Raw genomic sequence first — 18,940 nt, forward strand, 5'->3', positions numbered from 1 at the left:
ATAACTTTGCAGGATCGCTACAATGGATCCTCCAAAAATATGAGCAACCTACAAAATCCCCCCTCCTTGAATTCAATCAGTCCTTTTGGTTTTTGGGACGGCGCCGTTGGCGCACTCTCACGCGAACTATCACCACAACAGTTTAAAACCTGGATACAGCCATTAGTATTGCTATCTTTTGATGAGAGTGACCGCTTACTAACAATTGGAGCCCCAAACCGCTTTAAGTTGGACTGGATTAAAAAAACTTTTGCAGAACGTTTCCAAGAAATGGCTGCGGACTACTTTGGGGGACCAATCAATGTTCACTTTGCACTGGCGGTTGAAGGTGCCGTACAAGCAAGAGCAACTGGCGCCAGCGAGATTTCCGAGCCTGTGGTCGGCGTCGAAACCCATACAAATACCTCGCCAAATATTTCCGTTGAAGAACAGTCTTTTGAAATTGAGGATCATTCGAAACTTAATCCAAACCTTACTTTTGAGACCTTTGTAACCGGCAAAGCAAATCAACTTGCTAGGGCGGCCTCGATTCAGGTTGCGCACAACCCAGGAACCTCATACAACCCAATGTTTTTATATGGTGGTGTTGGTCTTGGAAAAACCCATTTAATTCATGCGATTGGTAACCATCTCCTCAAGGAAAAACCAAACGCTCGTATTCGTTATATCCACGCTGAACAATATGTATCCGACGTGGTTCGTGCTTACCAACAAAAGGCTTTTGATCGTTTTAAGCGTTATTACCACTCGCTTGATCTGTTGTTGATTGACGATATCCAATTTTTTAGTGGCAAATCAAGAACCCAAGAAGAGTTCTTTTATGCCTTCGAAGCGCTCTTAAGCAACAAATCTCAGGTGATTATTACAAGCGATACCTACCCAAAAGAAATGGCTGGTATTGATGATCGACTCATTTCACGCTTTGATTCTGGTTTGACGGTAGCCATTGAACCTCCTGAACTGGAAATGCGAGTGGCCATCCTTATGAAGAAGGCCGCCAACGAGGGCATCCCCATGAGTGAGGATGTGGCATTTTTTGTAGCCAAACATCTGCGCTCTAATGTGCGCGAGCTTGAAGGCGCCTTGAGAAAGATTCTGGCTTTTGTTCGCTTTCATGGTCGCGAGGTCACTATTGAGGTGGCCAGAACCGCCTTGAAGGATTTGCTATCAATTCAAAATCGTCAAATTTCGGTTGAGAACATACAAAAAGCAGTGGCAGACTTCTACAGCATTAAGGTTGCTGATATGTATTCAAAAAAACGTCCAGCTAATATTGCTCGCCCGAGACAAATTGCCATGTTTATGGCCAAAGAATTAACCCAAAAAAGCCTACCAGAAATAGGCGAGTTGTTTGGGGGTCGTGATCACACCACTGTTTTACACGCCGTTCGTAAGATTGCAGAAGAGCGAGCTCACGACAGCCAGTTAAACCATGAGATTCACGTTATTGAGCAAACACTAAAGTCATAATTTTTACTTGTGGATAAACGTGTGAATAACCCTAGGGATAAGTTTGGGGATTGCTTGTGGATAAATTGTGGAAAGATCCCGCTTCATGCAAAAATAGGGTCTTAAAGAAAAGTTATCCCGTTTTTATGCAGTGTTTATACAGAAGTTTTCCACAGGTTTTTTGGCGTTTAATGTGTTGTTTTGTTTGAGGTTTTTGACTTATCCACGGAAAAGACGGCCCTTATTACTATTACTATTTAGATATATACAAGGATTTAAAAGCAATGCAACTTGTCAACACCTCACGCGATAGTTTGTTAAAGCCACTACAAGTAGTAAGTGGAATTGTTGAGCGTAGACACACTTTGCCAATTTTGGCGAATCTCTTATTTAAAAAGAGTGGTGAGAGAGTGTCTTTTGTATCAACAGATATTGAAATTCAAATTACAACAAATGCTAATTTTGGTGTCGGCTCCGAAGATGTCACTACAACTGTTGCCGCAAGAAAGTTGTTAGATATTTTGCGAGCACTACCCGAGGGTCCGGTTTCTTTAAATCTTAAGGATAACCGTATGGTTGTTCAGAGTGGCAAAAGCCGTTTTTCTTTGCAAACATTATCTGCAACCGAGTTCCCAGTTATGCAAAGTGTTGGCGAGGTTACAGCTGCTTGGAAAATGACGCGGAAAAGTTTTCGCCAATTGATTAGTCAAGTGCACTTTTCTATGGCTCAACAAGATATTCGCTATTACTTAAACGGAATGTTGTTGGTTGTAGAGGGTAAAGAGGTGGTTGCTGTTGCAACTGATGGACATCGTTTGGCATTTTCTCAGGTTCAACTTACAGAAGCTCCGTCAGGATCTGGTCAGCGCCAAGAAATTATTATTCCTCGTAAAACCATACTTGAGTGCCAACACCTACTTGAAGATTCGGATGAATCATTGGAAATTAGTTTGACTGCCAATCAAGTTAAATTTACTTTTGGTGATATTGAGCTTATTTCTAAATTGGTTGAGGGTAAGTTCCCAGATTTCCAAAGGGTGATTCCAAAGGGGCACAAAAATTCTTTGGTGGTTGGTCGTGATGTGTTGCAAGCAGCATTGCAGCGCGCAGCTATTCTTACTACCGACAAATTCAAAGGTGTGCGCTTCTCTTTATCTCCAAACAAGATCACCGTTCAGTCTACTAATGCTGAGCAAGAAGAAGCCCAAGAAGAAATTGAAACTGAATACAGCGGCGATGCTGTGGAAATTGGTTTTAATGTGAGTTACTTGTTAGACGTATTGGCGAACCTAAAGAATGAAAAAATTCAAATTAGTTTAGGTGATGCCAACAGTAGTGCTGTAATCACATTACCGGGATCAGAAGACTTTAAGTATGTAGTAATGCCAATGCGCATTTAATGTAGAAAAAAATGACTGAAGAAAAAAAAGCAGTAGAGCAGTATGGTGCAGCATCGATTCAAATCTTAGAAGGTCTTGAAGCTGTTCGTAAACGTCCAGGCATGTACATCGGAGACACTTCCGATGGAACGGGTTTGCACCATCTTGTATTTGAGGTTTTAGATAACTCTATTGACGAGGCCCTAGCAGGCTACTGTTCTGAAATTACGGTTGTTATTCAAACTGATAACTCTATTTCAATTGTTGACAACGGTCGTGGTGTTCCAACAGGTATTAAGTACGACGATAAGCATGAGCCAAAAAGAAGCGCAGCAGAAATCGTGATGACCGAGCTGCATGCTGGCGGTAAGTTCGATCAAAACAGCTATAAAGTTTCTGGTGGTTTGCACGGCGTAGGCGTAAGTTGTGTAAATGCCCTTTCTAAATGGTTGAAACTAACTATTCGCCGCGATGGCAAAACTCATTACATGGAGTTTGCTCGCGGGGTCATTCAAAATCGCAATATTCAAGAAGAGAATGGTGTTGCTATTTCACCGATTACAGTAATAGGCGATACCGAGTTGTCAGGCACGGAGGTGCATTTTTTAGCTGATGAAGAAATTTTTGGAAATATTGAGTTTCATTATGAAGTTCTAGTAAAGCGAATTAGGGAGCTTTCATTCTTAAATAATGGTGTGCATATCAAGTTGATTGATCAGCGCACTGGACAAGAAGAAGATTTCGCTTTTTCAGGTGGTGTGCGCGGGTTTGTTGAATACATTAATCAAACCAAAAACGTTTTACATCCAAACATTTTTTACGCTGAAGGTGTTCGCCCTTCTGATTTGGGTGGTCAAATTACCGCTGAAGTATCGATGCAGTGGAACGATAGTTTTAGTGAACAAGTTCTGTGTTTTACCAACAACATTCCTCAGCGTGATGGTGGTACTCACTTAACTGGTTTGCGTGCCGCGATGACGCGCGTCATCAATAAATATATTGATGAAAACGAGATCGCCAAAAAAGCAAAAGTAGAAATTTCTGGCGATGATATGCGCGAAGGTTTGGCATGCGTGCTGTCTGTAAAGGTGCCGGAACCAAAATTCTCAAGCCAAACAAAAGATAAGTTGGTATCAAGCGAGGTTCGTGGACCGGTTGAAGAAATTGTTGCTGAAGCCCTAAGTGCTTATCTTCAAGAGCGTCCCGCAGACGCAAAAATTCTTTGTGGAAAGATTGTGGATGCTGCGCGTGCTCGCGAGGCTGCTCGCAAAGCACGAGATATGACTCGTCGCAAAGGCGCCTTAGATGGACTTGGGTTGCCAGGTAAGCTTGCAGATTGCCAAGAAAAAGATCCAGCAAAGTCCGAGTTATTTATCGTCGAGGGTGATTCAGCGGGAGGCTCTGCGAAACAGGGCCGCGATCGTCGTTTTCAGGCAATTCTTCCTTTAAAAGGAAAAATTCTGAACGTTGAGAAAGCCCGTTTTGACAAGATGCTCACAAGCCAAGAGGTAGTAACTCTCATCACAGTCTTGGGAACGGGTATTGGTGTTGAAGAATACAAGGCTGATAAATTGCGCTATCACCGCATCATCATCATGACCGACGCGGACGTTGATGGTAGCCACATTCGCACACTACTTTTAACTTTCTTCTATAGACAGATGCCAGAGTTAATTGAGCGAGGCCATATTTATATTGCTCAACCACCACTTTATAAGGTGAAGTTTGGCAAGAGCGAACAGTACATTAAAGATGATGCTGAGCTTAATCAGCTTTTATTGAAAATCGCTATGGAAACAGCCTCTTTGCAAACTCCTGGTGGCGAGGTAATCGAGGGCGAGGCTCTAAACGAGTTGGCAAAACACTATCAAGTGATTCAATCCATTGTTGATCGCCTATCTCGCACAATTGATGAAGACGCGTTACGCGCAATTGCCTCTGGAACCCAACTAAACCTGGACACTGAAAAAGCTGCAAATGAATCTGCTGATCGCCTAAGAGCCGCACTTGCAGACCCTTCCAATCCATTGGCATTACCACCAGAAATTATTGTGCAAAAAGAAGATCGCACAGAGCGATTCCGTTTGCTGTTGTCGCGTCGTATTCATGGCAACGTAAAACTCTCAACCATTAACTCTGATTTTGTTCATGGCGACGACTACCAGGCTCTCTCTAATGCTGCCGCGGTATTGTCTGGAAAAGTCTTAGCTGGTACGAAAGTGCGACGCGGCGATCCTGACAAGAATCTCAAAGAGCAAACCATTCATGATTTCAAGGGCGCATTCTCTTGGCTATTGTCTGAGGCCGAGCGTGTATTGAGCCGTCAACGTTATAAGGGTCTTGGTGAAATGAATCCATCGCAGTTGTGGGAAACCACTATGGATGCTGATTCAAGAACTTTGCTCCAGGTAAAAATCGAAGACGCGATTGCAGCCGATCAGGTATTTACTACATTGATGGGCGATGAGGTTGAACCACGTCGGGCCTTTATTGAAAAAAATGCGCTCATTGCGCGCAACCTAGACGTATAAATATGGCAACCAAAAAATTAAAACCACCGAAGGTGGATCGGTCTTCTATTGTTGTTAAATCTTCGCCAATTCATGGCAAAGGTGTCTTTGTGGCTAAGCCCATCAAAAAGGGCCAAGCAATTATTGAATACAAGGGTGAACGCATTAGTTGGAAGCTTGCTGAAAAACGGCACCCACATGACCCTAAAGACCCAAATCACACTTTTTATTTTTCTTTAGAAGATGGCCGTGTTATTGATGCAAAGTATGGTGGTAATGCTGCGCGATGGATTAACCACTCTTGCAGGCCTAGCTGCGAAACTCGTGAAGATAGTTTTGATGGTGAACCACGAGTTTTTATCTATGCCATGCGAGCCCTTAAAGTTGGTGAGGAGTTGTTTTATGACTACTCGCTGGATGTTGAAGGACCAATCACCAAGAAGCTAAAAAAAGAGTACGAATGTCGTTGTGGCGCTAAAAAGTGCCGCGGGACCATGCTATCCCTCGACAACAAATAAGCTCAACAGTTTATATGTTGTACATCACCATTCAAGAGCTTGAGGCTGCCATTAATTATTGGCGAAACCTGTCTCCCGCGAGGGGGGATGAGCTCAGTCTATGCGCCGAAGCCTCTACTTTGGCAAAGGCGTATGCCCTAATGATTATTCAAGGCTCCCAACGCGCCCCTTTGGATGTCTTAGATGAATCAGCAAGAATTGCGATTCAAAAAATTATTAAAAATACCCAAAGCTCATAATTTACAAACCCTTTTAATTTAGGGTAATTGCTATATATAGCTAGGCTGTTCTAGGTTATTCTCAAAGTCTTGCCCCAGCAGGGGGTAGAGGGTATGAACTTGCAAGAAACAATATTAAAAACAATTGGTCTGGGAAAATCCTTTAAGGGGTTTTCAGCGGTAAGCGACGTTAACTTGGATGTAACCAGAGGAACCATTCACGCCCTTATTGGGCCAAATGGGGCTGGAAAAACAACCTGCTTTAATTTGCTGACAAAATTTTTGGAGCCAACTAGCGGCCAAATTTTATTCAATGGCTTTGATATCACCAATGAGGCCCCATCACAAATTGCACGTCGGGGTGTGATTCGATCATTTCAAATTTCCGCAGTTTTCCCCCATTTAACAGTGTTGGAAAACGTTCGTGTTGCACTGCAGCGAGGATTGGGCACCGAATTCCATTTTTGGAAACCAGGAAGCTCACTGGATGTCCTAAACGAAAGGGCTTTAGAGCTATTGCAGGAGGTTGGTTTAGAGAAGTTTGCGGACGAAGAGACTATGAATTTAGCCTATGGTCGTAAAAGGGCGCTAGAAATTGCAACCACTTTGGCGATGGAACCAGAGTTGATGTTGTTGGATGAGCCCACTCAGGGCATGGGTCACGAGGATGTTGAGCGCGTTACCGAATTAATTGATCGCGTCTCTAAAGGGCGAACCATCTTGATGGTTGAGCACAATATGAAGGTTGTTTCTTCTATTGCCGATCGCATTACGGTGTTGCAGCGTGGTTCCGTTTTGGCTGAAGGCTCTTATCACGAGGTTTCCAATAATCCCTTGGTGGTTGAGGCCTACATGGGTAGCCATGGGGGAGATGCTTTATGACCATGGCCCTTGAGGTTAAAAATTTAGAGTCTTGGTATGGCGAGTCCCATATTTTGCATGGTGTGAATTTTGCCGTGCGCGATGGCGAGGTTGTAACGCTATTGGGAAGAAACGGCGCTGGCCGAAGCACTATTTTGAAATCCATTTTGGGTTTAACTAGCAAAAGAACCGGCTCCGTTCAGGTCTACGGTGCGGAAACTATTTCGATGCCGACATACAAAATTGCTCGCCTTGGAGTCGGATTTTGTCCTGAAGAGCGAGGCATTTTTGCCAGCCTAAGCACCGAAGAGAACTTGCTTTTATTGCCAGAGGTTGCACCCGGTGGAATGGGTTTAGATGAAATCTATGAAATGTTCCCAAATCTGTATGAGCGACGTAACAGCCCTGGAACACGTCTTTCTGGTGGCGAGCAACAGATGTTGGCTATGGCGCGTATTTTGAGAACGGGCGCCAAGCTACTTTTGCTCGATGAGATTACTGAAGGCTTGGCTCCAGTGATTGTGCAAAAGCTGGGTGAGGTTGTAACCAGTTTGCGCAAGAAAGGCTTCACTATTGTGTTGGTTGAGCAAAACTTCCGTTTTGCAGCGCCATTAGCGGATCGACATTATGTTGTTGAGCACGGAAATGTGGTTGAGGTTGTACAGCAAAACGAGTTGGCTGAAAAAGCGGCCTTATTAAATGAGTATCTTGGTGTTTAGTAGTTTTTATAGGAGATGGGTATGAAGTTAAAGCAAATTACCGCAAGTCTGGTTGCAGCGACCATGTTCGCTTCAAATCCAGTTTTTGCACAAAATGGATCCAAAGTTAGTGGCGATGTTGTAAAGATTGGAGTATTAACCGATCTTTCTTCAACTTATTCCGATTTGGCTGGTCCGGGTGCGGTGATTGCCGCCAAAATGGCGATCGCAGATTTTTCTAAAGACGGCACAGTCATTGGTAAAAAGATTGAACTTGTTAGTGCAGACCACCAAAACAAAGCAGACATTGCCGCCAATAAAGCTCGCGAATGGTATGACAAAGATGGTGTTGATGTAATTGTGGAGCTAGTTTCAACTAACGTTGCCTTGGCTGTAATGGAAGTCGCCGAACAAAAGAACAAAATTACCTTGGTTTCAGGTGCTGCATCATTGCCTATTACCAATGAGAAATGTACTGCCAATAACGTTCATTGGACTTACGACACTTACGCGCTTTCCAACGGAACAGGCAAGGCGGTTGTAAAGCAGGGCAAAAAGAATTGGTACTTTATTACTGCTGACTATGCATTTGGTGCAGCTTTGGAAAAAGATGCTACAAGTGTTGTAACTGCTAACGGTGGAAAAGTATTAGGAACCAGCAAACACCCATTTCCAAATAGCGATTTCTCTTCATATCTCTTGAAGGCTCAAGCCAGCGGTGCTGATGTAGTGGCTTTAGCGAATGCCGGTCAAGACACTATCAATACCGTTAAACAGGCTTCCGAGTTTGGTATTAACAAGAAGCAAACAGTTGTCCCTTTATTGATGTTTATTACAGACGTTCACTCTTTGGGATTAAATGCTGCTCAAGGTATGTACCTCACAGAAGGCTTCTACTGGGATAAAGATGACAAGACCCGCGCGTTTGCTAAACGTTTTATCTTGCAACATAAGCGCATGCCTAGCATGGTTCAGGCCGGCGTTTATTCCTCTGTATTGGCTTATTTAAATGCGGTTCAAAAGGCTGGCACCGACGATACTCAAGCAGTAATGAAAGCCCTCAAATCAACCAACATTGATGACGGCCTCTTCAAAGGCAAGATTCGTGCAGACGGTAAGTTTGAGCATGATATGTACCTCTTGGAAGTGAAGAAACCATCTGAATCTAAGAGCCCATGGGATTACTACCATGTTCGTGCGGTGATTCCTGCTGCCGAGGCAACCCAACCACTTTCATTGTCACGATGCAAATTGGTTACTAATAAGTAATTACAAAAACAAGCATGTTTGAACTTCTTGGAATTACCCCACAAGGGCTGGTTGCCCAGCTCTTGGTGGGTTTAATTAATGGCTCTTTTTATGCCATTTTGAGTTTGGGGTTGGCCATTATTTTTGGCCTCCTCAACATTATTAATTTTGCTCATGGAGCGCAGTACACCATGGGCGCATTTATTGCCTGGATTGGCTTAACTCAAATTAGCCAATGGCTTGGCTTTCCCGAGCTATCAATCAATTATTGGTTTGCTTTAATTGTTGTCCCACTTGTTTTGGCGGGCTTTGGTTTGATCCTTGAGCGGACGATGTTGCGTCGGCTTTATCACCTAGACCATTTGTACGGTTTATTACTAACTTTTGGATTGGCTTTGATTATTGAGGGAATGTTCCGTCATTGGTATGGAATTTCTGGTGAAAGCTATCCTGCTCCAGAGCTCTTACAGGGCGCGATCCCGCTAGAGTCCATTGGAATTATTTTGCCCAAGTATCGTTTGTGGGTTGTGGTGATTTCTTTGGCGGTTTGTTTCTCTACTTGGTATGTAATCGAGAGAACAAAGCTGGGCGCCTATCTGCGTGCGGGCACTGAAAATCCAAAATTACTTCAAGCATTTGGCATTAATGTGCCATTGATGATCTCTTTAGCATACGCCTATGGTGTTGGTTTGGCTGGTTTTGCTGGTGTGTTGGCTGCCCCGATCTTTCAGGTTAATCCGCTGATGGGATCCAACCTCATCATCGTTGTTTTTGCGGTGGTGGTGATTGGTGGTATGGGCTCAATCATGGGCGCGATTTTGACTGGTTTGGGCTTGGGCTTGGTCGAGGGCTTGACTAAGGTCTTCTATCCCGAGGCTTCAGGAGTTGTCATTTTTGTGATCATGGCAATCGTTCTCTTGATTCGTCCTGCTGGACTTTTTGGGCGGGAGAAATAATCATGAATCCCAAAACAAAATTGCTTTACGCCATTTTGGTTTTAATTGCCCTGCTGTTGCCGTTTCAAGATTTCATTTATCTTGTTTTTGCAATGAAGGTTTTGTGTTTCGCTCTTTTTGCTTGCGCATTTAATTTGCTGCTTGGCTTCACTGGTCTTTTGTCTTTTGGTCACGCTGCATTTTTTGGAACCGCCGCTTACATCACGGCTTACTTCTGTAAAGAGGCTGGCTTTTCGCCGGAGCTTGGTATTTTCTTGGGCGTAGTAGGTTCGGGTGTTCTTGGCTTTTTGATAGGATCCCTTGCCATTCGTCGCCAGGGTATCTACTTTGCGATGGTGACTTTGGCGCTCTCGCAAATGATTTATTTCCTGGCCGTGCAACTTCCTTATACGGGTGGCGAAGATGGCATTCAGGGCGTACCGCGCGGAATGCTGTTTGGCTTAATTGACCTCAAAGATGATGTAGCCATGTATTACTTTGTCTTGGCCGTTTTCTTGTTTGGGTTTGCATTGATCATGCGTGCCGTTCACTCGCCTTTCGGCCAAGTATTAAAAGCCATTCGTGAGAATGAGCCGCGTGCGATTTCTTTGGGTTACGACGTTGATCGTTTCAAGCTAATGTCTTTTGTCATTTCCGCGACGCTTGCTGGATTAGCGGGCTCAATGAAGTCTCTAGTCTTCCAGCTGGCAACCCTGACTGACGTTCATTGGCATATGTCCGGTGAAGTGGTGTTGATGACTTTGCTCGGTGGCATGGGAACAATTTTGGGTCCAGTTGTTGGCGCTGGCATTGTGGTTGGTTTGCAAAACTATCTCGCGAATATTGGATCTTGGAGCACGATTGCAACCGGATTTATTTTTGTAATTTGTGTGCTGGCATTTCGTCGCGGTGTTGTTGGTGAAATTGTTGCGCACCTTAAAAATAAAAACTAAGAAACAAAACGAAGTTTTTGTTTTCCTCTTATTATTTAGTTTTTAGTGTGGCGCGTTTAGCGCCACACTCATTTAAATAAAAAGAAAATAAAGAGACTCTCATCGAATTTTCAATTTACATATGGCCTTTGCTCTTGGCGATGGCTTTTTTTGCTGGCTTAGTGGATGCAGTTGCTGGCGGTGGCGGCTTGATTCAGGTGCCAGCGCTTTTTACTGCATACCCAGATGCACCCCCAGCCACCCTGCTCTCAACCAATAAGGTTTCTGCGGTAGGTGGAACGCTGAATGCCGCTCGTAGATATTTGCGACATGTGTCGCTGCCGTGGGCAGTAGTTGGTCCGGCAATTGTTGCTGGTTTTATTGGCTCTTTGTTAGGTGCGAATGCTGTAAGCAACTTTCCGGCGGAGCCATTGCGCAAAGCCTTACCTTTTGTCTTATTGCTTTTGTTGTTGTACACCTGGTTTCAGCCATCGCTTGGAGAAACTCATGCGCCAAAAGGTACAAACCGATTTCAGCAATTAAAAGGTGTTTTGCTGGGCTTAACCATTGGGTTTTATGATGGGTTTTTTGGTCCCGGAACCGGTAGCTTTTTGCTCTTTGGCTTTGTTCGTTTTTTCGGCTTCGACTTTTTGCATGCTTCTGCCGCAACCAAGCTGGTCAATGTAGCGACTAATCTTGCAGCTATATTGTTATTGGCAAGTTTTGGTCAGATTAATTGGACTCTTGGGTTTGCCATGATGGTCGCCAATGTTGCGGGCAGCCAATTCGGTAGTCGTCTGGCAATCAAACATGGAAGCAGTTTTGTCAGAAAGGCTTTCTTAGTCATTGTTAGCATATTAATTTTGAAGTCTGCATGGAATGCATATTTCATTAACTAAATCAAGCACTTAGAAATCAGCCTTTTAAATCCTGAAGAATTCCACATCTTTTGTTTCACGTGAAACAAACAAAATGCTATGATCATCGCCCTATCTAAGGCAAATCATGCGTTATACCAAAAGTTTTGATGTCATTGTTGTGGGGGGCGGTCACGCTGGGACCGAGGCCGCACTCGCCTCAGCACGCATGGGCTGCGACACCCTTTTAATTACCCATAGCATTGAAAATTTGGGTGCGATGAGCTGCAATCCTTCAATTGGGGGTATTGGTAAAGGTCATTTAGTTAAAGAAATCGATGCCATGGGCGGCGCTATGGCCGCAGCTACCGATGAGGCGGGAATTCAGTTCCGAATTCTGAATTCCAGCAAGGGCCCAGCGGTGCGAGCAACCCGCGCTCAGGGTGATCGGGTTTTATATAAAGCTGCTATACGTCGTCGTCTAGAAAATCAGCCAAATTTAAGCTTATTTCAGGCAGCCGTTGACGACCTTTTGGTAAAAGGGGATGAGGTTCAAGGCGTCATAACGCAAATGGGCTTGGAGTTTATGGCCAAAAAAGTTGTGCTTACAGCGGGAACATTCTTGGATGGAAAAATTCACGTCGGCTTGAATAACTACGCGGGCGGAAGAGCGGGCGATCCCGCGGCAGTCTCCTTGTCCGCCCGTCTTAAAGAGTTAAACCTGCCTCAGGGAAGATTAAAAACAGGCACACCTCCGCGTATTGATGGCAGAACCATTGATTTTTCTGTCATGCTAGAACAGCCAGGAGATCTAGACCCCGTCCCTGTTTTTTCTTACTTAGGGCGCCCAGAACAACATCCTAAGCAGGTTCCCTGTTGGATTTCTCACACAAACGAGAAGACCCACGACATTATTCGGCGTGGTTTGGACCGCTCCCCTATGTATACGGGTGTGATTGAGGGGGTTGGACCTCGTTATTGCCCTTCTATCGAAGATAAAATTCATCGTTTTGCTTCTAGAAATAGCCACCAAATATTTTTGGAGCCCGAGGGTTTAACTACAAATGAGTTTTACCCCAATGGAATTTCAACTAGCCTCCCTTTTGATGTGCAGTGGGATTTGGTTCGCAGTATTCGTGGACTAGAGTCGGCGGTAATTGTGCGCCCTGGTTATGCAATTGAGTATGATTTTTATGATCCACGTCAGCTGCGACACAGCTTAGAAACCAAGGCAATTAGCGGCTTATACTTTGCTGGGCAAATTAATGGCACCACTGGTTACGAAGAGGCTGCCGCCCAAGGCATGTTAGCCGGAATTAATGCTGGTTTGGCCGCTCAAGGCAAAGAGCCCTGGCTACCAAAGCGCAGTGAATCCTACATAGGCGTCTTAGTAGACGACTTGATTACTCGCGGGGTTCAAGAGCCTTATCGTATGTTTACTAGCCGCGCTGAATATCGCTTAAGTTTGCGCGAAGACAATGCAGATATGCGACTTACTGGGATTGGCCGCGAGCTAGGCCTAGTTGATGATCATCGCTGGGAAGTCTTTTGCAGGAAGCAAGACGCTGTTTCACGTGAAACATCTCGTTTGCATAATATTTGGGTGGGCCCAAAACATGAGGCTGCCCCTCTCATTTCAGAATTATTGGGTCAGGATTTATCGCACGAATGTAATTTGGCAGATCTTTTAAGAAGGCCTGGTGTTACGTATGAGGCAATTACTGGGCTTGGAGGCGGCATTTGGTCTCCCGGTAGTTTGGACCAAGATCTCGGTTTAGCCGCCCAAATTAGCGACCAAGTGGAAATTTCGGTTAAATATCAGGGTTATATTGATCGTCAGGCAACGGAAATTGCGCGACAAGAGCACAACGAGACCTATCCGCTCCCGGAGTCTTTGGACTATTCCCAGGTTCTTGGTTTGTCTAAAGAGGTGCAACAAAAGCTCAATTTGCACAAGCCGGCAACACTGGGGCAGGCAGGCAGAATTTCTGGGGTAACCCCAGCCGCCCTCTCCTTGCTTTTGGTACACCTTAAAAAAGGTTTGGGCCGCACCCAAGAAACTACATGACCGAAGACCTTCTCGAGTTGGGAATTGCAGAGCTTGGCCTAAACTTAAGTGAAAAAAATATTGCTGATTTAGAGCTTTTTTTGCAAGAAATGGGCCGCTGGAATCAGGTGCATAACCTTACAGCGATCGACAATGAGCAAGATTCTGTACGCTTGCATCTCATTGATTCAATTGCAGTTTTGCCAGTGATGAGACGTTTTTTGCAGGATAACTCCAAGATAGCTGATCTTGGTTCTGGTGGTGGTTTACCGGCCATCCCCATTGCCATTATTCAACCAAATTGGAGTCTGACATTAATTGAGGCTATTCGAAAAAAGACAGCATTTTTACAGCATATACGCGGAAAATTAAAGCTGAATAATATTGATGTGCTGAGTGAGCGAGTAGAAAATGTTGCATTGCAACAATCTAATCAATTTGATGCTGTTATTTCGAGAGCGTTTACCAATTTATCTCGATTTTTAGAGCTTTCGCTACCTCTGCTCAAGCCCAATGGGCTTGTATTTGCAATGAAAGCTAAGCGCGCGGACGAAGAGCTGTCAGCAGTTTGTAAGGATGATTGGCAATTGCTGGCTGACGAAGTGCTTTCCATACCCAATTTGCCAGTAGAGCGCCGTCTTTTAGTGCTCTCCCCCGTGAGAAAATTTATCCCCACTATTTCATCTGCAGTTTAAAAAACCTATGGCAAAAATATTCTGTATTGCAAATCAAAAAGGCGGGGTTGGTAAGACAACCACTGCAGTTAATTTAGCCGCGGGATTAGCTGGGCACGGACAGCGTGTATTGCTTGTTGACTTGGATCCTCAGGGCAACGCGACCATGGGTTCAGGGGTTGAAAAAGCGGATTTAGATTTAAGTGTTTATCAAGTTTTAATTGGCATGGCATCAATTAAGGATTGCGCACAGCGTTGCGAGAGTTCTGCTTACGATGTATTGCCGGCAAATCGTGATTTAGCAGGCGCGGAAATTGAGTTAGTAGACCTTGATGAGCGTGAATCTCGCTTAAAGGATGCTCTGTCATCAGTGGGAAATGATTATGACTTTGTATTGATTGATTGCCCTCCCGCACTTTCATTATTAACACTCAATGGATTGTGTGCTGCCAATGGCGTCATCGTTCCAATGCAATGCGAATACTTTGCGTTAGAGGGCCTGTCTGATTTAGTAAATACGATTAAACAAGTGCACGCCAATTTAAATCCTGATCTTGTGATTATTGGTTTGTTACGTGTGATGTTTGATGCCCGCATGACCCTTCAACAACAAGTATCAGAACAGTTGTTGGAGCACTTTGGCGACAAAGTATTTAAAACCATAATTCCGCGCAATGTTCGATTAGCAGAAGCCCCCTCTTATGGCCTTCCCGGTGTGGCTTTTGATAAATCATCGCGCGGTGCAAAAGCCTATTTAGATTTTGGCGCTGAAATGATCGAGCGCATTAAACACATGTAATTTTTTAAGAAGACAAATCACTATGGTTGCAGTAAAGAAAAAAGGTTTAGGTAGAGGTTTAGAGGCTTTGTTGGGTGAAAAAAATCAATCGCCAAAGCCATCAACAGATATCAACCGTTTGCCCCTAACGGCTTTGCAGGCTGGCAAGTATCAGCCTCGTCAAAAAATGGAGGTGGGTGCACTGCAAGAGTTGGCGGAAAGTATTCGCGAACAAGGAGTGATGCAGCCATTGCTGGTGCGTTTAGTTGGAGCGGGTAAGTACGAAATTATTGCTGGTGAAAGACGTTTTCGCGCAGCAACGATTGCTGGTTTAAAAGAAGTGCCCGTGCTTGTTTCCGGCGCCGATGATCAAGCTGCCGCCGCGATGGCTTTGGTCGAAAATATGCAGCGCGAAGACTTAAATCCTCTAGAGGAGTCTCAAGGATTGGCGCGCCTGATTGAGGAGTTTGGCTTTACGCACGAACAAGCCGCAAAAGCAGTTGGTAAGTCGCGTAGCGCCATAAGTAATTTATTAAGGTTGTCACAGCTTGCAAAGCCTGTGCAGGCAATGCTTTTAGCCGGGGAAGTTGATATGGGGCATGCCCGTGCCCTTCTGCCTTTGCCAGGAGCAAGTCAGGTCGCTTTGGCGCAAAAAATTGCTGCTCAAAGATTATCTGTGCGCGAGGCCGAGAGAATGGCCGCAGCATTAGTTGTCGCTGGTGGACAAATTGGGGATAAAAAAGCAAAGACCAAGTCTGGTTCAGTGATCCCAAGTCAAGATCCTGATATGCGTCGCTTAACCCAAGAAATTGCTGATTTAATAGGTTTAAATGCAGAATTTAAGTTTAAAGGCAAAGGTGGAGAGCTCAGAATTCAATTTAGTCAATTCGACGAGCTTGATTCTTTATTAAAAAAGTTGGGCATAGAGGCATAAACATTGCCAAAAATGTAGCCAAATCCTTTGACATATTGCACTGCACACATTAAACTTTCGGGGCTAAATTGATTCCTCAAAAAAATCAGTTTTCCAAGGCAGATGATTGGGATGAGCTCGAAGAAGAGGTCATTCGGGTCTATAGCAAGGAAGAAATTGTTGCGTTGCAGCAAAGTAATGCGGCAAAGTATCGAATTCTCTCGCCATGGAAAGTTTTGTTGGCCCAAGTGCTGATAACTGTCATCAGCATGGTGTTTTGGTCAATTTTTGGGGAGCCGGTAGGGGTAAGCCTTTATACTCAGTCGGCCTTTTTAGGTGGTTTAATTAGCGTCTTGCCTTCGGCCTTGTTTTTAGCAAGATTGGAAGTGGCAAAAAAATCGCAAAGATTAAATCCAGGAAGTTTTTTAGCAGCATTAGTTTCAGGCGAATTTATAAAAATAGCCTTGACATTAATGATGTTTGTGGGGATTGCATACCTCGTCCCCGGCGTGCTTTGGGTCCCACTATTGGTGACCTACCTGCTTGCCTTGAAGTGTGTTTGGCTAGCGTGGTTGTGGCGCTAAAAAGTGACAATTGAGATTGAAACAAAGGACTAGTTAAGAGATGTCTAGCGAAGTACACCAAGCCCATGCGGCAGCAGAACAAGTGACGCCAACGGCGTATATTTCTGAGCACTTACAAAATCTCACCAACACTGGTGGACCACAGTCATCCATCATTGATTTCAGCGTTATTAATTTAGATACTATTTTCTGGGCCTCTTTGATGGGCTTCTTAGCAGTATTTATCTTGTTAATCGCAGCACGTCGCGCAACCCCTGGTGTTCCTGGTCGTTTTCAATGTTTAGTGGAAATGATTGTTGAGATGGTGGACACTCAGGCAAAAAGCATTGTTCATGGCAACCGCACTTTTATCGCCCCGCTTGCGTTGTTTGTATTTTTCTGGGTAATTCTTCTAAATACTCTCGACTTAATTCCAGTGGACTGGGTTTTGGGTGTAAATCATTTCATCGAAAGCTTCGGTGTACATGTTCCTCACCACAGATTGGTTCCAACAACAGATTTGAATGCAACCATGGGCATGTCACTTTCTGTTTTGTTATTGGTTTTTTTCTACAGCTTCAAGATCAAAGGGATTGGCGGCTTCTTACATGAGTTGGTTTCTGCTCCTTTTGGCGCGAAGTGGTACTTGGCCCCATTCAATCTTGCATTGAACATCATTGAATATTTGGCAAAGGGTGTTTCCTTAGGAATGCGACTTTTCGGAAACATGTACGCTGGTGAGTTGGTGTTCTTATTGATCGCCTTGCTAGGAAGCGTATGGACGTTTAATTTAGATTTATCCCTGTTCGGATTGGTGGGCCATGTTATTGCAGGATCAGCTTGGGCCATCTTCCACATTTTGGTTATTTTGTTGCAAGCTTTTATTTTTATGATGTTGACTTTGGTTTACATCGGGCAAGCGCATAGCCATCACTAAGATTTTATTTTTAACCTACCTCTTTTAACTTCAGGAGTCAGCAACATGCAACAATTTCTCGCAAACATTCAAGGTTTCACAGCGATTTGTATCGGCATCATCATCGGCCTCGGCGCGATTGGTGCTTGTTTGGGTATAGCATTGATGGGCGGCAAGTACATCGAAGCTTGTGCACGTCAACCAGAATTGATGGAGCCACTCCAAACCAAAATGTTCCTCTTGGCAGGTTTGATCGACGCTGCGTTCTTGATCGGCGTTGGTGTTGCAATGTTGTTTGCTTTCGCAAACCCACTGCTCGCAGTTATTAAGTAATTGTTTTGGCATGGATGACCAAGTGGTCATCCAACTGTTCTCAACAATACTGAAAGGAATATCGTGAATCTGAACGCGACCCTATTCGCGCAAATGATCGTTTTCTTCGTCTTATGGTGGGTTGTTGCACGCTTTGTGTGGCCACCACTTGTTAAGGCGTTAGATGAGCGTTCAAGCAAAATTGCCGATGGTTTAGCTGCTGCCGAGCGCGGCAAAGAAGCGCTAGCATTGGCAAGCAATGAAGCTGAGCTAGAACTAAATAAAGCACGCCAAGAAGGCGTTCAACGCGTTGCCGAAGCTGAAAAACGTGCACAAATGTCTGCCGAAGAAATTCGTGCGAACGCACAAGCCGAAGCTGCTCGAATCATTTCTCAAGCAAAGCAAGATGCGGATCAACAAGTCACACGCGCACGCGAATTGTTGCGCGCTGAAGTTGCTGTTCTTGCTGTTAAGGGTGCTGAGCAAATTTTGCGTCGTGAAGTTGATGCAAAAGCGCATAGCCAATTGCTTGACCAACTAAAGGCAGAACTTTGATATGGCTGATTTAGCCACTATTGCACGTCCTTACGCTGAAGCGCTTTTTCAAAGCGCAAAGCCGGCGGAGCTCGCTGGTTGCTTGGAGCAGTTAAATGAGTTGGCACAGCTTGCTGCTTTGCCTGAAGTTGCTGCTTTATCAAACAACCCAAAAGTCTCAGCTGATGATTTGAGCAAGTTGCTTTCTGGCATGGTGAAAACCAAGCTAGATCCTAAGGTTGCTAGCTTTTTAAATCTTGTAAATCAAAACCACCGCTTAGCAGCTGTTCCAGAAATTGCCCATCAGTTTGAGGCAATGAAGAACAAGAGCGAAGGTGCTGCAGAAGTAATGATTACCAGCGCATTCCCTTTAGAGGGTGCTGCGCTAAATGATTTGTTGTCAAGTTTGAAGAAGCGCTTTGGGGGTAAAGAATTGCGCCCAACTATTCAAGTTGATCCAGCATTGATTGGCGGTGTCCGCATTCAAGTTGGTGATGAAGTGATGGATAGTTCTGTCAAGGCACAGTTAGCTCAAATGCAAGCAAGTCTTGGCGCATAAGTAATCCCTATTAAGAACATACGAAATAAGACCCAGGAG

At 44.5% G+C, this 18,940-nt stretch carries 20 protein-coding genes; all 20 read left to right on the forward strand.

Going from position 1 to position 18,940, the window contains the following annotated elements; genetic code table 11:
• Positions 1-39: 39 nt before the first annotated feature.
• The 20 genes from dnaA (at position 40) to NHB35_RS00100 (ending at position 18,901) form a co-directional block, all read left to right on the forward strand.
• Positions 40-1,470, forward strand: coding sequence for a chromosomal replication initiator protein DnaA (gene dnaA, locus NHB35_RS00005; protein ID WP_353432353.1), 1,431 nt, complete (start codon positions 40-42; stop codon positions 1,468-1,470).
• A 263-nt stretch (positions 1,471-1,733) separates the two neighbouring features.
• Positions 1,734-2,849: a DNA polymerase III subunit beta gene (gene dnaN, locus NHB35_RS00010; RefSeq protein WP_353432354.1), complete on the forward strand. Its 1,116-nt coding sequence runs from the start codon at positions 1,734-1,736 to the stop codon at positions 2,847-2,849.
• A gap of 11 nt (positions 2,850-2,860) precedes the next feature.
• Positions 2,861-5,359 (forward strand): DNA topoisomerase (ATP-hydrolyzing) subunit B, encoded by a 2,499-nt coding sequence (gene gyrB / locus NHB35_RS00015; protein WP_353432355.1) that lies wholly within the window; start codon positions 2,861-2,863, stop codon positions 5,357-5,359.
• 2 nt (positions 5,360-5,361) lie between these two features.
• Complete coding sequence (locus NHB35_RS00020; protein ID WP_353432356.1) at positions 5,362-5,856, forward strand: SET domain-containing protein-lysine N-methyltransferase; 495 nt, start codon at positions 5,362-5,364, stop codon at positions 5,854-5,856.
• Between the two features lie 14 nt (positions 5,857-5,870).
• Positions 5,871-6,095, forward strand: a complete 225-nt coding sequence (locus NHB35_RS00025) for a DUF3717 domain-containing protein (RefSeq protein WP_353432357.1) — start codon at positions 5,871-5,873, stop codon at positions 6,093-6,095.
• A 93-nt stretch (positions 6,096-6,188) separates the two neighbouring features.
• The gene (locus NHB35_RS00030; protein ID WP_353432358.1) at positions 6,189-6,956 is read left to right on the forward strand and encodes an ABC transporter ATP-binding protein; all 768 of its coding nucleotides are present in this window, start codon (positions 6,189-6,191) and stop codon (positions 6,954-6,956) included.
• Positions 6,953-7,654, forward strand: coding sequence for an ABC transporter ATP-binding protein (locus NHB35_RS00035; RefSeq protein ID WP_353432359.1), 702 nt, complete (start codon positions 6,953-6,955; stop codon positions 7,652-7,654). The genes NHB35_RS00030 and NHB35_RS00035 overlap by 4 nt, the downstream gene beginning before the upstream one ends.
• Before the next feature lie 21 nt (positions 7,655-7,675).
• Complete coding sequence (locus NHB35_RS00040; protein WP_353432360.1) at positions 7,676-8,902, forward strand: ABC transporter substrate-binding protein; 1,227 nt, start codon at positions 7,676-7,678, stop codon at positions 8,900-8,902.
• A 14-nt stretch (positions 8,903-8,916) separates the two neighbouring features.
• On the forward strand, positions 8,917-9,837 hold the full coding sequence (locus tag NHB35_RS00045; RefSeq protein ID WP_353432361.1) for a branched-chain amino acid ABC transporter permease: 921 nt from the start codon (positions 8,917-8,919) through the stop codon (positions 9,835-9,837).
• Positions 9,838-9,839: 2 nt separating this feature from the next.
• Positions 9,840-10,769, forward strand: a complete 930-nt coding sequence (locus NHB35_RS00050; RefSeq protein WP_353432363.1) for a branched-chain amino acid ABC transporter permease — start codon at positions 9,840-9,842, stop codon at positions 10,767-10,769.
• Between the two features lie 140 nt (positions 10,770-10,909).
• On the forward strand, positions 10,910-11,647 hold the full coding sequence (locus NHB35_RS00055; RefSeq protein ID WP_353432364.1) for a TSUP family transporter: 738 nt from the start codon (positions 10,910-10,912) through the stop codon (positions 11,645-11,647).
• A 106-nt stretch (positions 11,648-11,753) separates the two neighbouring features.
• Positions 11,754-13,673, forward strand: a complete 1,920-nt coding sequence (gene mnmG, locus NHB35_RS00060) for a tRNA uridine-5-carboxymethylaminomethyl(34) synthesis enzyme MnmG (protein WP_353432366.1) — start codon at positions 11,754-11,756, stop codon at positions 13,671-13,673.
• On the forward strand, positions 13,670-14,347 hold the full coding sequence (gene rsmG, locus NHB35_RS00065; protein WP_353432367.1) for a 16S rRNA (guanine(527)-N(7))-methyltransferase RsmG: 678 nt from the start codon (positions 13,670-13,672) through the stop codon (positions 14,345-14,347). Before mnmG ends, rsmG begins: the two co-directional genes overlap by 4 nt.
• 7 nt (positions 14,348-14,354) lie before the next feature.
• Positions 14,355-15,125 (forward strand): AAA family ATPase, encoded by a 771-nt coding sequence (locus NHB35_RS00070; protein WP_353432368.1) that lies wholly within the window; start codon positions 14,355-14,357, stop codon positions 15,123-15,125.
• A gap of 22 nt (positions 15,126-15,147) precedes the next feature.
• Entirely contained in the window at positions 15,148-16,038 is an 891-nt protein-coding gene (locus NHB35_RS00075) for a ParB/RepB/Spo0J family partition protein (protein ID WP_353432370.1), read from the forward strand.
• A 68-nt stretch (positions 16,039-16,106) separates the two neighbouring features.
• A complete protein-coding gene (locus NHB35_RS00080; protein WP_353432371.1) occupies positions 16,107-16,601 on the forward strand; it encodes an ATP synthase subunit I in 495 nt (164 codons plus the stop codon).
• Positions 16,602-16,641: 40 nt separating this feature from the next.
• Positions 16,642-17,517: a F0F1 ATP synthase subunit A gene (atpB, locus tag NHB35_RS00085; RefSeq protein WP_353432372.1), complete on the forward strand. Its 876-nt coding sequence runs from the start codon at positions 16,642-16,644 to the stop codon at positions 17,515-17,517.
• 45 nt (positions 17,518-17,562) lie between these two features.
• Complete coding sequence (atpE, locus tag NHB35_RS00090) at positions 17,563-17,829, forward strand: F0F1 ATP synthase subunit C (RefSeq protein WP_114639407.1); 267 nt, start codon at positions 17,563-17,565, stop codon at positions 17,827-17,829.
• Between the two features lie 63 nt (positions 17,830-17,892).
• A complete protein-coding gene (locus NHB35_RS00095; RefSeq protein ID WP_353432373.1) occupies positions 17,893-18,363 on the forward strand; it encodes a F0F1 ATP synthase subunit B in 471 nt (156 codons plus the stop codon).
• A 1-nt stretch (position 18,364) separates the two neighbouring features.
• Positions 18,365-18,901 carry a F0F1 ATP synthase subunit delta gene (locus NHB35_RS00100; protein WP_353432374.1) on the forward strand — a complete coding sequence of 179 codons (537 nt, stop codon included), beginning with the start codon at positions 18,365-18,367 and terminating at the stop codon, positions 18,899-18,901.
• Positions 18,902-18,940 lie beyond the last annotated feature (39 nt).

The organism is Polynucleobacter sp. MWH-UH23A (genome assembly GCF_040409805.1).
Taxonomy (GTDB): domain Bacteria; phylum Pseudomonadota; class Gammaproteobacteria; order Burkholderiales; family Burkholderiaceae; genus Polynucleobacter.